This window comes from Pseudomonas faucium (assembly GCF_021602585.1).
Lineage (GTDB): Bacteria > Pseudomonadota > Gammaproteobacteria > Pseudomonadales > Pseudomonadaceae > Aquipseudomonas > Aquipseudomonas faucium.
Window position 1 is genome coordinate 86,841 of the sequence record NZ_BQIP01000018.1, and the last position, 15,617, is coordinate 102,457.

Annotated in this window: 4 protein-coding genes; 1 reads left to right on the forward strand and 3 read right to left on the reverse strand. The window is 65.0% G+C overall.

Annotated elements, in window-relative coordinates; genetic code table 11:
* Nucleotides 1-2: 2 nt before the first annotated feature.
* The gene (locus tag L6D75_RS19805; RefSeq protein WP_176511941.1) at nucleotides 3-584 is read left to right on the forward strand and encodes a TetR/AcrR family transcriptional regulator; all 582 of its coding nucleotides are present in this window, start codon (nucleotides 3-5) and stop codon (nucleotides 582-584) included.
* 69 nt (nucleotides 585-653) lie between these two features.
* On the opposite strand, the gene L6D75_RS19810 is transcribed toward L6D75_RS19805, so the two are convergent.
* The 3 genes from L6D75_RS19810 to L6D75_RS19820 all read right to left on the reverse strand — a co-directional run bounded on the left by L6D75_RS19810 (nucleotide 654) and on the right by L6D75_RS19820 (nucleotide 15,588).
* On the reverse strand, nucleotides 654-3,563 hold the full coding sequence (locus L6D75_RS19810) for an RHS repeat domain-containing protein (RefSeq protein WP_176511940.1): 2,910 nt from the start codon (nucleotides 3,561-3,563) through the stop codon (nucleotides 654-656).
* An 81-nt stretch (nucleotides 3,564-3,644) separates the two neighbouring features.
* Nucleotides 3,645-7,985 (reverse strand): SpvB/TcaC N-terminal domain-containing protein, encoded by a 4,341-nt coding sequence (locus tag L6D75_RS19815; protein WP_176511939.1) that lies wholly within the window; start codon nucleotides 7,983-7,985, stop codon nucleotides 3,645-3,647.
* Nucleotides 7,986-8,070: 85 nt separating this feature from the next.
* Nucleotides 8,071-15,588 carry a Tc toxin subunit A-related protein gene (locus L6D75_RS19820; RefSeq protein WP_176511938.1) on the reverse strand — a complete coding sequence of 2,506 codons (7,518 nt, stop codon included), beginning with the start codon at nucleotides 15,586-15,588 and terminating at the stop codon, nucleotides 8,071-8,073.
* Nucleotides 15,589-15,617: the final 29 nt, after the last annotated feature.

A 15,617-nucleotide genomic window follows, 5' to 3' on the forward strand; every position in this document is an offset into this window, starting at 1 on the left:
CCATGGCCCCGGTCACTGCCGCAATGCGCTGCACCAGCTTTGAAGAGCGACGAGACCGGGCCCTGGCGCTGTTCGCCGAGAAGGGCTTCGGCCAGGTGAGCATGCGCGAGCTGGCGGCGCATGTGGGGTTGACCCCCGGTTCGCTGTATCACCATTTCCCCAGCAAGCAGGACCTGCTGTTCGACTTGATCGAGGAGCTGTACGAAGAGCTGCAGGCGACCCTGGAGCAAGGCCGCCGGGCCATGGCCCGGGGGGGCTCGGCGCTTTCCTGCCTGATTGCGGCGCACTGGCAGCTGCATGCCGAACGGCCCTTGCAGTTTCGCCTGGCCGAGCGCGATTTCTGTTGCTTGAGCGAGGCGCAGCAAGAATGCCTGGCGGCGTTGCGCAAGCGCTATGAGGCGGGGTTGCTACGCTTGATCGCACCTGCGGCGAAAATGCCCGGGGAAGGCTTGGCGGCGACCGCGCAGGTGGTGGCGACCTTGCTCAACCAGCTGCCGGGGATGCTCAAGGCATTACCCGAAGCGCAAGGGTTGGGGTTGATGGAGAGTCTGCTGGTCGGCGGCATCGAGCGCACGCTGGGCTAGCGGGCAAAGCACCGGCGCATCACCCTGGATGCGCCGGTGCTTGCTGACCTGCTGGAGCGCTTACGGCACTCAGAATCGCCTCAAGGGTTGTGGCTTCAAGGCGTCTCGCTCCCGTTGGCTGACGTACTGCTTGGGGTTGGCCGCAAAAATACTGTTGTCTTCCTTGAGCTGCGCAGCGACGTGACGCAGCTTGCCGTCAAAGGTGACTTCATAAATCGGCCGACCTACCTGGCGGTCGGTTTTACCCTGGATGCCCACGACCGTTCCGCTGACCACGGCCGACATCACCAAATCAAGGATCTTTTTGTCGGTATCGATGCCCACCTGTTTGAAGTCGGCACGGTGCTCCTCGGTTATATGCTTGAAGCCCTCCTTGCTGACACCTTTCTCCACGAACACCACTTCTGTTTTCCTGGTGTTTTCGATTGGCCGTTGCCCAATGGCTAGAATGCTCTCCCCCTTGGTTCGGCTGGCAGTGGGCAGGCGTGGCTGCAGCCTGTCATAGATTTCTCTGTTGTGCGTGCGCGTGCCAAATATCCCCACGGGCGCAGCTGGCGCCTCTCTTGTTTGCAGTTTCTTTTTTTCCCTTTCAGCAGCCGCAGCAGCTGCCAAAGTATCGGCCTCCTTCTTAGCCTTCGCTTTTTCTTTTTTATCCTTTCTGCGCTTCGCGAGCTTGAGCCGGTGCTGTTCAGCAAGATCGTTGCTATGCACCTGAGCCCCGGCTCCGGGAGGAGACGGTTCTGCATCGGCAGCCGGGCCGGCGCTGGTGCCCGGATCGCTGGGGCTCGATGACGGAGAAGGTGAAGGGGGCGCACTCGCTACACTTTCACTCTCGCTCTCGCTCTGGGCCGCTGCCGCCGCGCCGCCAAAGCCGAACAGGTTGGCCACGCTCCTGAGCATCAAACCCTGCTCGTCGACCCTCGTCACCGGGTTGTTGCCCACCATCGCGAACAGGTTCAGGCCATCCACCGCCCCGGCCGGATCCGCGCTCAACCAGCGCCCCAGCCAAGGCTGGTAATAACGATACCCGTAGTAGTAGAGCCCGGTGGCATCCTGCTCCTTGCCCGAATAGCGCACGAACTTGTAGCGCCCCTGCACCTCGCTGGCCGCCGCCCATACCGCCGTGCCGCCGTAGGGGTAATACGCCTCCTGGGTGATCACCGCGCCGCTGCCATCGACCTCCAGGCAACCACTGCCCAGCTGGTCGGTGTAGCTGTAGCGCAACTGGGCGTTGGCAAGTTCGGGCGGTTTGCCGGCTGCCCAGTGCAGCGCCCGCACCTGGGCATGCCCTTCACCGCCAAAGTCGAGCACTTGCAACGCTTGGGTCAGCCTGTCGCCTTGCAAGGTACTGCGCAGCTCCAAACCAGGCAGGTACTGCACCCGCTGCGTGCGCTGGCCGGCCGCTGTCTTGCGGGTGCTGACCTTGAGCACGCGCTGGTTGCCCATGTCGTAGCGGTAGCTCTCGCAATCGTCCGCCTCTTCCTCACGGCTTACCGGGGTTACCGCGTGCAGCTCGCCACGGGGTGTCCAGGCCAGTTGCTGGCCTGGCATCAAGGTCTTCTGCTCGCCACTGGCATTGAACAACGCCTCGACGTCAGAGGCGGGACGCATGAGCGAGCTGTGTACGGCCCGGTTGCTGCGGTCGCTGACGGTAAGTTCGGTGGTGTAGTTGTGGTTGCTGGCGGGTGAGCTGTGGCGCATGCGCGTCAGGTTGCCGGCGCGATCATAGGTATAAGCACGGCTGTAACGGGTGTAGGTGACATGATCCAGCGTGGCCAGGGCAGGCAGCTTGAGCCCTTGCTGGCCGGCGTTGGCCATCTCGCGGCCACTGGCGCCGACCAGTTGATACAGGCTGTCGTAGGCATAGCTGCTGTGTGCTTCGACTCGCTGGTTGCGCCAGTAGCGAACGGGCTCGGCCGCGTCGCGCACACTCAGCACATTGCCGACCGGGTCATAGGCATAGCGCAAGTCCTGCAGCACCTTGGCGCCGCGTGCATGCCCCGCCGGGCGCTGCGTGCGCACCGCCGCCAGGCGATGGGTGCGAGGCTCGTACTGGTAGTGGGTCACCAGGCCGTTGCCGTGGCTTTCCTGCAGTTTCTGCCCAGCCGCCGAATAGCGCAGGGCCTCGATGATGACCTGCTCGCGCCCACCAGCGAGGGTCAACCAGCTGCGTTGCAGCAGGCCAGCCACGTCGTAGGCGTGGCGGCGCAGGTGCCCGGCGGCGTCGCGCTGGGTCAGCAAGGCGCCGGTCGCATCCACCCAGCTTGTGGTGCTGCAGGCCTCGCTTTGCAGCTGCAGCTGGGCCTCCCAGTGTGCCGGTTGTTCGCCGCCCCAATCGGGGCTCGCTTGCGGGTCTTGCGCTGCCGCCAGCAGGCGCTGCGTGGTGGCGATCGGCTCGCCGGTCAAGCTGTAGCCGTGCGTGCTCAGCAAGCCTGCGGTGTCGTAGTGCAGGCAAGGCTGGCCCGCCAGGTTGTAGGCTTTTTGCGCCTCGCCGTTGGCCCCATAGGTCAGGCGCTCGAGCCGACAGGCCGCAAGGCCATTGACCTGCTCGCTGATGCCCAGCAGGCGCCCGGGCAGGTCGGCGCTTTCGTAGTGCCAGGTACGGGTGACCGCCTCGCTGCGGTCGTGCCGGCCCTCCTCGTCCAGGGCGATGCGGACCACCGCCAGCAACGGTCGGCCGGCCGCGTCGTCGAGGTTGATCGACACGCCCGCGTCGGCACTCTGGGTGCACAGCGGGCGGCCGGCAAGGTCGGTCAGCCAGGTGAAGTTGACCCGCCCGGCGGCATGCAGGCGCGGATCGCTGCTATGGCGCATGAAGCCCCTGGCGTCATGCTGCTGGCGGGTGATGCGCGCCTCGGTCAGGGCAAGGCTGTCGGGGTGACGGTGGTAATCGATGGTCCGGGCCACCAGGCCGCGGTTGTCCAGCACCGCCACGCTGGGTGTGTTGCGATGTAACGCATTATCGGTAGGAGCAGGCATCAGTCGCCTCCTGTTCTTGAATCTGCAGGTGAAGTGGGCCGCAGGGCGTGCGCGAAATCGCGCACGCCGACGAGGTCGCAGTCAGGCCGTGTCGTTCTCGTCTTCGGCGACCGTGAACCAGGGGTAGTAATGGCTACGCCGCTGCCAGCCGGCCGCCGTGAGCACCCGCTGCACACGCCCCAGGGCGTCGTACAGGTGGGTATCGACGTAGAGCCCTTCGCGGGCGCTGTCATCCTTCACGTGGCGCCAGTCATCGAGGTAGTACGGCAACCAGGTCCGCACCGGCTGGCCTTTGTTGTCGTATTCGCACTTGCCACTGACCGCCCAGCGCCGTGGCGTGGTGCGGACCCGCGCGGCGCCGCTGGCATCGCGTTCGAGGCCGCCGGCCGGGTTGCGCACCAGCGCATCGCCCGGCGCACTCAGCAGCGAGGTCTGCAGCAGGCGCCCTGCGCCGTCGCTGTGGGTCACGCTCAGGCGCAGCTGCTGCTCGGGGTCGCCTTCGTAGCGGTCGGTCTGCAGGGTGATGACATGCGGCGGCTCGCGCTCATCGCTGAGGTCCATGGCGGGCAGCTGGCCGGCCTTGAGCAGCCGGCGCAGCGCCAGTTCGCCCATTCGGCCTGGCAACCTGTGCCCCTGTGCGTCTCGTGCGTGCGGCATCCAGCTGTCGGCGACCACGCGATGCGCCCAGGCGACCGGGACCTCACCGCGCTTGAGGGCGAGGATGGCGTCTACCGTGTCGGGCAGGGTGAATGACCGGCCGCTGCGATAGCCGGTCGGCAGGCCATGCTCGGTGCCCTGGAAGCGGCTCTGGGTCACCCGCCCCAAGGCATCCAAGCTGACCTGGTGGAGGTTGTCGTTGGCATCGGTCAAGGCCACCGGGGTGAGGAAGCGCCAGTCATGTTGCACGTGGGTTGCCAGCCCGGCGGCATCCACCAGCTTGCGCACCTGCAGCGCGTGCGGGCTCCAGTGGATGCGCAGCTCGCCTGCCTGTTCATGGGCACGCAGCGCGGCCAGGCGATGGAAGTGTTGCGCATCCAGGTAGCGGGCCAGGTCGTGCCGGCTGGCCTGCACGCGCTTGCCATCTTCGGCCAAGGCGACTAGGTGATAACCGCCCTGGGCATGCCACAGGGCCACTTCCTGCGCCGACAAGCTGGCCTGGAGCGTCTCCAGGGTCGCCTGTTCGAGCACGGCGACTTCGCGGTAGGCCACCAGGGCCTGGCGGTTCGGCAGCGGGGTCGGCTGCCCCTGGGCATCGCACCACTGCTGGCGCTGATACCCCGTCAAGGTGGCATCGGCCAGGCGTTCCAGCGGGCTGCCTGGGGCCAGCAGGTGCTCCACGCACAGCCCATCCTCTGCCGCTGCCAGGGCGGGCAGCGCCAGCACATCGCTGCGCGACGCTTGCAGCAGCCCGCAGCGGTGCGTGTGGCCGTCTTCCAGGTGTTGAACGCGATTGCGCCACAGCTCAAGCCACAAGGTGTTTTGCTGCGGATCGCGGGCATCGGCCTCCAAGCCCTCAGGCAGGCTGGCGGGATAAGGCGACGGGGTGACAGCGGCGCGCCGTGGGTAATGCACGTGGGCGTGCTCAATGACATGGCCGTGGCTGTCCTGCTGCAGCACCAGGGTCTGGGTGATGCGCGGGTCCGCGGCGATGCGTTCGGTGGTGAATACCAGCGCCTCCACCGCCGTGACCAAAGCGGCAGGCCTGTCGGGGTCGGCCGTTTCGTAGGCCCGCACCTGCCAGCGCTGGCGCTCGATGCAGTAGGGCACATCGGCCCGTTCACTGGCGTCCAGGCCGTAGGTTTCACTGCGCACCTGGGCGCCGCGCAAGGCGCGAAGCAACCAACGACGGGCGGCGCCCTGGGGTTCAAAGGCAACCTCGCGGTCGCCCTCAAGGCGCGTGAAGCGCGTGCCCCGCAAGGCAAAGGCCAGCTCTGCGCTGCCCTGCCCGGCAAAACCCTGCAGCGCGATGCTGTCTGGCGCCTCTACCCCGCTGAGGCACCAGTGGCGCACCTGCGCAGGTGGCGAGCGCTCGGCAGCCGTGCCCTGGGCATCGCTGAGGGTGTCGGTTTGCACCCACTGCATGAAGCCGCGAAATTCACGCTCGACGGGGTCCCACACGGCGCAGCGATAGTCCATGCCACTGGCCGTGCGCAGGCCGCTGATGTCATCCACAGTGGTGACCTGCGACACCGTGTGCACCGGGAATGGCAAGCGGCTGACCGCCTTGCGGCCCTGGCGCTGCAGCTCAAGCTTTTCGTCCAGCCAGCACTGCGCGGAGCTTCGGTAATCGAACAACGTGCGGCTGCCGGTGTTGCTGCACACCTCGGCGAGCAACCAGGGGCGTCGGTCATTGAAACGCAGCACCCAGCTGCGCGGCGTAACGTGCGGCACGCTGAGCACCAGCTCGGCAGTGCCCTGGCCGCGCAGATCGACCGCCTGCAGCTTGCAGGTCGAATCCAGCACGACGCCTTCGGGCGCCGCGATGGGCTCGGCTTCGACGAAGCGGTTGCCGTTGTGGCTGACGAATACGCGGATGCGATCAGGCTCTGCATACAGCAGGTCGGTGGTGCCGCTGCCGTCGGTATCTGCGAGCAACACGCGGGCGGCGTTGAAGTGTTCGATGGCGAAGCCGGGCATGTGCACCGGGCCTGCAAAGCGGCCATGGCCCAGCATCGGCCAATAGGTGACGCCATCGCCTGTGACTTCGACCCACTGCTGCAGGCCGCTGCCCGCGAGGTCGGCGAAGGCCACCAGGCGATGTTCGCCCCCGGCCAGGGGCAGTGAGGGGCCGGGGTGGATGTGCTGCGCCGGTTGCCAGCCGCTGCCGCGTACCCGGGGCGACAGGCGCACGCTGCGCGGGCCGATCATCACCAGGTCCTGCAGCCCGTCGCCGCTGAGGTCAGCCAGCTGCACCATGCCATGGGCCAGCTCGCTGGGGATTGCATCGGCCGCGATGAAATCGCGCCACTGCCCATCCGGCGCCAGGGTGAAGCTGCCGCGCAGCCCCGGCACGTTGACCAGCCATTGCGGCTGGCCGTCGCCGTCGAGGTCGGCCAGCAGGCCCGTGCCCTGGGGTGGCGCGCCCGGCAATGCCTGCGCCAGCCCCCAGCTCACGCCGTCGCTGCCGGCAGCGCTGTCGCGCTGCGGCGCCCGATACAGCCAGGCGCCTGCGTCCTGGTACAGCAAGCCGGGCAAGCCCTCGCCATGCAAGTCCGCCAACTGCCAATGCGGCGCACAGAAGCCTTCGAGCGCGGGCAGTGCGTCCCAGCCTGGCTGCGCGCGCCCAGGGCGGCTGTGCTCGAACTCCACCGGTGGCAACCACTGCGCGGTGCCATCCGCTTCATAGGCAACCTGCTGCGCTGCCACCAGCAGCGAGGCGATACCCGAGGTGTCGTACTCAAGGTGCAAGCGCGAAACCAGCTCGGGCCGTGGGTCCTGCTGGCCTGCCATCAGGCCAGTGCGGTGCCAGAGCAGCACCTCGTGACAGAGGCGCCTTACCCGCTTGTCGAAACCCCAGCGCCAGTTTGAAAAGCAATCCTGGCGCAGCGCCCAGGGCGCTTGTGGGGCAAACGCGGGCGGGGTGTGCAGGCCCACGCCCCGCTCGCCGTAGTCCAGCTGCATCAGGGTCAGGAAATCGTCTTCGCGAAAGGCCTGCTCGGGGATGAGCAATGCCTGGCGCGCCGTGGCATTCATGGCGTGCACGGCAACCAGGTAGGTGTTGGCCACCTGCGGATGCATGACGCATTCATGCTCATCGCAACCGGCCTGGTCTTCGCTGCGGTAGCGGTAGACCACATGTTCCCCGCTGGCACTGACCGTTTCCTCGGCAAACCAGCACGCTACCTGCGCTGGCGCATCGGGTTTGGCCACCCGCGCCGAGGGCGACCAGCCAAACAGGGTGATGCTGCCATCGGCATGGTAGTGCAGCCAGAAGCCCGGCGAACCAGGGCTGGCCTGCGCACGCCAGTGCTCCAGGCGCTGGTCGCGGCCGCCGCTGCGCGGTACCCAGGCCGTGACGGTGTGCGCAGCAGGCACATCGGAAAACGGCAAGGTGGCGACTTGGCGGGCAGCGCCCTTGTCGAGCAGGATTTCCTCGCCGTCCGGCCCTTGCCAGCGATCACTGTCGGCGTAACGGGGGATACCCAGGCGCTCGATGCGGCAGATGCTGGGCGGCGAGCAGTGCCAACCGGCACCGAACGCGCCGTTGCCCGCTGTGGAACGGTAGGCCAGGCTCAACTGCGGCGTCAGCTCGCGCCCGGCCGGCAGCGGCAAGGGCAGCGACCAGCCGGCGGCGCCATCGGCGCTGCCGGCAGACAGCATGCCGCCGCCTGCCGAAACGGTACCTCCGCCCTTGGGCAGCGCGGGTGGGCTGAACACAGGTTGGCCACTGGCACCCGCTGGGGTGACAGACATATCGATCATGGTGGTGCTCCTCGATGCCCCTGGCGCCATGGCGTCAGGGGCAGGCAATAGGGGCGAAGGCACCGCAGTGCCTTCGCAAGGGCCGTCAGCGCACGGTGAATTGCACGTGCAGGATGATGTCGCTCAGCCGCTCCAGCAGCGCCCGTTGCTCACCCTTGGCCTGGGCGAAGTTCAACGTCAGCGTGGTCTGGTCGGCAGGGTCATCGGCCTTGGCAATGTGCAGCCCTTCGAACGGCAGCAACTGCGCGCCCTGGCGCATGAACGGGTAACCGTTGAGCTGGCTGAACTGGCCGGTGTCCTGCACCGCATGCGAGATGCTGCACTGCTCGCAGCCGACGGGCAGGCCTTGGGCGTTGGTCAGCAACCGCGCATGCACATCCTGGTAAGGCCCAAGCAGTGCCGGCAGCGATACCGCGATGCTGCGTATGCGCCGCGCCGCAGCGGTTTCGAAGCCTGCAGCCAGGTTCAAGGCCTTGAGGTCGAACTGGATCGACAGCACCTCGCCCGCCGCCAGCGCCAGGCTGCCGGCCTCGGCCTGCACGCTGTGGCCGGCAACGATCGCCTTGACCGCAGCGCCCAGGCCGACAGCTTCAGTCCCCACCTTGAGCTTGCCTTCGAAGAGCTTGGCCAGCGACACCGTGCGGGTGACCTCCAGCTCGCGCTTGTGCCACTTGGTCCAGGCCGACTCCATCTGCCCGAGCGCCAGCATCAGCCCTTCGCCACACAGCAGGCCCGCCCAGGCGCTGTTCCAGGTGCCGGTGCGCAGGTAGGTGGCGTTGTCACCTTTTTCCCATTGCAGGGCCTTCTGCGCCATCAGGCAGCGCGACACCGCAAGGTCGTAGTAGGTGTAGAAAATGCTCGCCAGGCGCGCGCGCAGCCAGCTGTACATGGCCTTGCCGGTGAACTTGCCCTGGTACAGGGCCAGCTGGGCCTGGGCATGCGCGGCCTGGGTCTGCAGGTGCGCCACCTGCATCTGCGCGGAGGTTTCGCGCACGGTCAGGGCCTGCAGTTGCGCCTCGACGGTTGCCATCTGCTTTTGCGCCGATTGGTACTGGAACTTCCAGTCGGCACGACGGCGTGCATAGATTTCTTCCTGGGTGATACGGGTTGCGGCGATACCCAGCATTTTGGACTGCGTGGATAAACCGTAGGCCACCGCCTTGAGCGCTTCTTCGGGCTTTTGGCCACCGTTGGCAAGACCAAAGATGTTGGGGAACGCGGCAACGACCGCCGAGCCGGCCATGGCCACGGCTTCCCCCGCCGATGCCACGCCAGAGGCGGTTTGCAGCTTCAGCGCCTGGTTTTCCCGGTCGCTGATATTGCCTTGGTAAAGCCCCAGGTAGTAGTCACGGCTGAGCGTTGCCGCAGCCAGCGAGCTTTCCAGGGTGGCGCGTTCGGCGGCCAATTCCTTTAGCGTCTGCTTGTACAGGCCGACGTTGCTGTCGGCCAACTCCGCCCCCTGGCTGGCCAGCAGGCCAGCCAGGGCCTCGGCATCCTGGTGTTCGAGAATCCCTTGCAGGGTGCTGCCGAACTGCATGAGCTGGGCCGCCATGCTGCGGGCACCTTCGAGCAGGACGCTAAAGCGCAGCGCTGGCACATCATTTACCTGGGGCAGCCCACGCTCGCCACCGGCCTGTGCTGCGATTTCTGCCGCCAGCAGCGCCTTGGGGTCGGCGGGGGTCGCATACAGCGGCAGGTTCAGCGGCTGGCCATCGAGGGTCAGGTTGTGGCGCAGGTTGTACTGGCGGATGCGCAGCCCCTCCCAGTAATCGAGCATCACCCGGTTGACCTCGGGCAGGAACTGGCTGCTAGCGTCGGCGGCTGCGGCCTGGCCGAGCATGGGTTCGACCCAGGTGCTGTTCGGCGGTGTCCAGGGTGCATCACCCAGCAGGCTCAAGGCGCGCTGGTACCAGATGCTGGCTTCGCTGAGGGTGTCGCGCTGCAGTTTGCGGTAGGCGGCGTCGCCGCGGCCGATGCAGATGTCCAGCAAGCGCATGAACACATTGAGCTTGTAGTGCACCGGGTTGTTCTGGGCCACGGCGTCCGGGTCCAGCGGCAGCAGTGGTTCGTCGTTCCAGCTGCTGTTCTCTTCCAGCGGCCGTACCTTCCACATGCGTTGCGCGCTGCCTGCCTGGGTGGAACCTGCCGGGTCGTAGACATGCTTGAGCCACTGCTCGGCCAGATCGAAGCGCTCTTCCTGGAGGAAGCGCTGCATCACCAGCATGGGCGTGTAGTAGAACAACTCCCAGAAATACAGGGCGTTGGCGCCGGTGAAATCCATGCGGTTGCTGGTGTTGTGGCCGAATGCCTGGACGCTGAGCACTGCGTCCTTGGACAGCTTGTTACCCTCGACAGACGGGGCGCGAACATCCGAGTCACGCAGAACCTGCAGCGTCTGGCTGTGGATCACGATGCTCTCGTTTTCTCTGGCCTGGTAATGCTTGGCGCTGTATTGAATCTCCAGGTGATAGGCCTGTTCGGTGCCATACACGCCTGCAGACTCGATCAGTACATCAGCCTGCACCACGGCGTTGTTACGCAGCTCGCCCAACCAGAGCTCGGTGCGCGTGTTCGCTGCCGTGACCAACAAGACCCTGGCCCAACGCGCAGCGCCATGCGCGGCCGCCTTGTGGGGAGGCAGGGTCAGGCGCACCAGCACGCCAAGGTCAGGCTCGGCAATCTGTTGGGTGTCATGGCTGAGGATGGTGTCGATACCGGTGACGGCTCTTACCGTCAGCTCCCGGGCGAACAGGGTGTTGAGCCGGATCATGTACCCTCTGTGCGCGAGGTATTGGGCACCTTGGCCAGTGGTGCCGATGATGGCGGTCTTGAAAACATCGCCATCCTTGTACACCTTGAGGGTGTAGAAGCGGGTGTTGCCGTTGCCGAACTGGAATTGGATTCGGTGCAGCGCTTCACTGCCGCCCTCCCACTCGGCAACGTTGCCGAGCCGGGCCGTCGTATTGAAGGTGACCAGCGCCTGCCCCGTCGCCAGGTCGTAATCGCGCGTGGCGTGTACGGTTCTGTAGCGTCTGTTGTCAACGCTGTAGATTCTGCAGAACACTTGCGCGGCAGGCACCTTGGCCTGGCTGAAGACATACTGCCCGGGGGCGATGGTTTCCTGCCCGAACCCACCTGGGTATGCCAATGCCTGAGTGACGCCGAGCGGCGGGCGATGGACATAGCCGGTAGCACCACGCGTCGAGAAGCGCACCTGCAGGCCCGTCAGCGGATAATTCGCCGTCACTATCCTGTAGCGCCCTATGAACGCGCGGCCAGCAGCAGTCGGCACCTCATGCAACGGATAATCCAGCGCGTTGCTCACACCGTCGCTTATCCCTGCAAGCGCGCTTGCGTCTGCAAACTGCGCCCTCATGCGCTCGCTGCTGATGCACAGGTACCCCCAGTCATGCCCCGCGTCCTTGTGCACCAGGAAGGCACCGTGGCCACTGCGAACCAAGCCCTGCACAGACGCCGTAGCCAGAACCGGGTAGCGCTCGACCAGTGCTGCAACCCACTGGTTGGCAACGGCCGGGCGCGGGACCCGAATCGATAACTGGGTGCGCAAGGACAGGCTGTAGGTGGCGTCATCGACCTCTGAAACCCGGGCATCGTGAAGCTGCGCGGCAAAACTGTTAAAGCCCGCAGGGATTGCCGAACCGCTAGCCACCGGCATGCGCAGTTCGGCCTGAGGAACCCCCAGGCCGTCGAAGACTGCACAGGTGCCAGTTTCCCCAGCCGTGTCCAACCAGTGCTGAACCCGCCCAAGGAAGGGGGCGATCGCAAGCGCATTGCCGCTGAAATCCTCAAGGATATGCAGGCCAGCAATGGCAGTGCCCTGGACACGGTCATAGATACCCATCAACAGCCCTTCGCGCTCCGGCCAGGCGGACAGAAACAGCGAGAGGCGTTCCAGGCGCGCTGGCTCGTTAGCGTCGACGCTGAGCGGGTAGTCGATGGGCGCACTCCACTTGCCGTCGTAACGCAACCAGGCAAGCTTGAACGACCAGCGCCATTCACGTACCGCCGGCTGCCCGTTGTTGCTGCGGGTGATGACCTGCTCCTGGCGCTCGACCCAGCCCAGGTGCAGCCTGCCCTTGAACACCACGGGCCTTATCAGCCGCCCCTGCACCTGCGGCGCCAGTTCGATCTTGCTCCAGGCACTCCAGGCATTGGCCGGGAATACGCCTTGTGCACCACGCTTGGCTTCGTTCACCGTGCGCCACCAGTAATGGCGAGGCTCACCACGGCTACGCCCGACGAACCAGCACTTGCCTCGATCGGCCTCGCGGCTGTCGTGATAGGCACTGATGGTCTCGAGGTTGGCCACTTCCTCGAACGCGCTGAGGTAGCCGTGGAAGGCGTCGCCCACCGTGTCGTCGTTGATCTGCGCCTGGCCCAGGGCCTGCAGCATGTCGTCCATTGCCTGGGTCTGCCCCAGGCGCAGTGTCGGGTCGATGTAGTTTTCCGGGTAGTACATCAGCATCTGCCCTGCCGCCCAGGTGGCGTAGGTGGCGTTCCAGCGCGTCCAGTCGAGGAAGAACTGGCGGCTCAGCACGGCCTGGCGCACAGCTTGTGGGTCTTCAGGCGTGGACAGGGTGCGATGGATGAACTGCTGCAGGGCCGCCAGGGCTTCGGCGATACGGCTGCTGATCACCTGCTCGGTGTTCAGTACATCCAGTAACAGGTGCTGGTTGAGCCCTTGCACGGTGAAGTTCTCCCGCGCCGTGAGCACGCCCGTCAGCGCCAGGCTGAACGGCCGCTCGGTGGCGGCATGCGCCACTTTTGCCTGCGTCGGGGTCAGGCTTGCCTGCAAAGCATCCGCCGCTGGCTGCCATTTGCCCCAGTCGTCATCCAGGGCCAGCAGCGCTGACAGGGTTGCCGGCATCACACCATAGGCTTGGGCCAACGATGCCCACTGCAGCAGCACTTCGATCTCTTGCCAGCTGCATACGCGATCCTCCGCTCGCAGGTCCTCCTTGTCATGTGCCGCCTTGGCTGCTTGTTGCAGTGCTTGCAAGGGAACACCCGCTGCCATCGCAAGCTGACTCAATGCAACGCCCCGGTCCATTTCTCCCAGCAGGGCACCGCCAGCACCCGCTGGGTCAGCAAGCCGGGTCAGCCACACACTGAAGTTGCCGAGCGAGACGATGGTCTGCACGTCCCTGCGCAAAACAACGCCGGCACTGTCCGCCGCCCTGGCCGACAGCAGCGCCGGCTTTTCCACCAACAGGCGCAGCACATCACCCTTCACCTCGCAGGCGTGCACAATCAGCGCCATTTGCGCGAGGCCGAAGGCGAAGTCGACCAGGTTACGTGCAGGGCTCGCCGACGCAGCGGTCTCTCGCAGGCTTTTACATGCCTGCTGCAAGCTCAGCTCGCCAGGCTTTACCAGGTTTGCCCACATCAACAGGGCCTTGGCGAGTGCATCACTGCTCAAGTTGAACGTCGACATGAGCCGTGGCGAGAGCACGTCGATCAGGCCTTCGACGGTCGGATCACTGGGTAGCTGCGCGGCGTCCAGGGTGCCCTTGAGGTCATTCAACAGATTGACGATTTCAGTACTGACCGGGATCGTATCGACGGCGCGGGTCATCAGGTGCAGGTCCTGAACCGTCCAGCCACGTTCCCTCATCCAGTCGCAGGTGCTATTCAACTCCTGTAACAGCCGTTGCCAGCCATCGCTGTTCAGCGCTTGCATCGGCTCGCGGACACCGCGCATCTGCAACAGCTGGCGCAGCTCGCCAGGGGCAAGGCCATGATGCCGCGCCCACAGACTCAGCGCATAAATGCCAGACAACTGGGACAGGTCCAGTTTCACGCTGATATTGCTCAGTGCGCCACCGTTCATGAGCCGGCCCAGTTCGTACAGCCCCTCATCATCTACCTGGCATGCGCGCTTGAGTGTCGCCTTGATATCGGCATGGTCGCTGGCTTGGCTTGGATGCAGGGAAAGTAGCGTCGTGGAGGTGCTGAAACCACCCTCGACCAACGGCGGATCATTGAACAGGCGGTCGAACTGGCTTTTCTCGCCATTGCCCGCCGCCTCGGAGATCAGCCCCCGGGCCATCAGCAATGCTTGCTGGTGGTCGATGCCATAACGTGCAACCAGTTGGCCGGTGCGGTAGATGACGGCCAGCGTTTGGTCGGTGATCTCTGTCGGGTCGACGCTCTGCAGGATGTCTTGCAATTGGGCCATGGATAGACCCGTGGCTTTGTACAGGCGAACGAGCTTGTTCAGCGCCAGTACATGGGCCGCTGCCGACAGGCGCTGATAGCTGGCATTGAACGGATGGGAATGGCCACCGCCGCCGCCCGCCGACGACTTGACCCACTGTGTGCGGAGCGTGAAAGCGGCGGGGACATCCTTCCATTCGAAACGTTGGCGATATTCAGTATTGGGTAATAATTCGGTGACCCCGAAGTCTGCCGCCCTCATGTTCAGGGAAAACGCCTCGCTGATGTCGAAGCGAACAACACGGCTAACTTTCAGATTGAACGCCAGTTGCCAAGAGCCATTACCCAGCGGGAAGAGACGGACATAATTCAAGAATGAAGAAGGGCCACTCAGGGTCAGTTTCACGACTTCGTTTTCGACCCGGGTGGTCAGGCTGTTTCCTTCGTACTGCCCGTTATCCAACGCGCCCATGAACCCTTGCAACTGCGCATCCGACAAGCCAAACCAACTGCGTAGCCTTGCCGGTTGCAACATCGACTCCGGCGTCACCCCCGGAAAGTACTGGGTAAATTTTTCATCGGCGTTGCTCGCGTCGATCACATCGGTCAGCAAGTTGCGCAATGCCGGTGGGATGTCATGACGAAGGCAGGCCAGCGCGGTATCGTCCAGGTGCTTGGCAAACTGCGGCGCCGCGTGCAGGCGCGCAAAATCCTCATCGCGCAGGGCCAATACCTGACGCAGCCGATTGTGTTGAAGATGATACGGCGTGCCACTGGTGCCAACGTCGCTTGCCAGCGCCTGCAGCAGCTGCTCGTCGCTCGACTCCGGGCTGCCCGGTACGGCAAGCGCGCGGCGCGCACGGCTGAGCAGAATTTCGTTGGACAGGCTCAGGGCAGAGAGGGGGGTGTCCAGGTTTTCTTGCCCCAGCAGCAGCTGCTTGAGGTCGGGGCGGCGTTGGTCGATATGCCAGGGGTTCTGTTCTGGGTACAGCATCCTGGCCTGTCGATACAGCGTTGTCAGGTAGGCAGCCGGGGAGAACATCGAACCGACGTCCCCGGGGCTGCAATACTGCCTGGCGCGATCTTGCCGCCAAACTTCATCGGCCGGAGCCTGCAGCGCACGCGTGCTGAGGGCCCCCGTGGCGGCAGCGGCTTCGGGCAAGGCCTCGATGGGCGGCTCATCGACGTCTTGCATGGCACTGGGTAGCAGTGGCGAGGCACCGATGATGGCGTTTTTCTTTTCAATCAGTGCAAGGTCGCAGGCCCCGCGTATTTCATTGTGCAACGCGGTAAGGTCAGTGGTGTGCGCCTCGTCACCCAATTGTTCACGTAGCTCTTCGAGCGAATATTCCCCCAGGCAGGCCAGCGAAGCGCAGTTGCCGTTATCGATCAGGGATTGAAGCTGTTCGGAATAATGTCTAGCCATGGCGATACCCTATGAAAAGAGGAACTCGA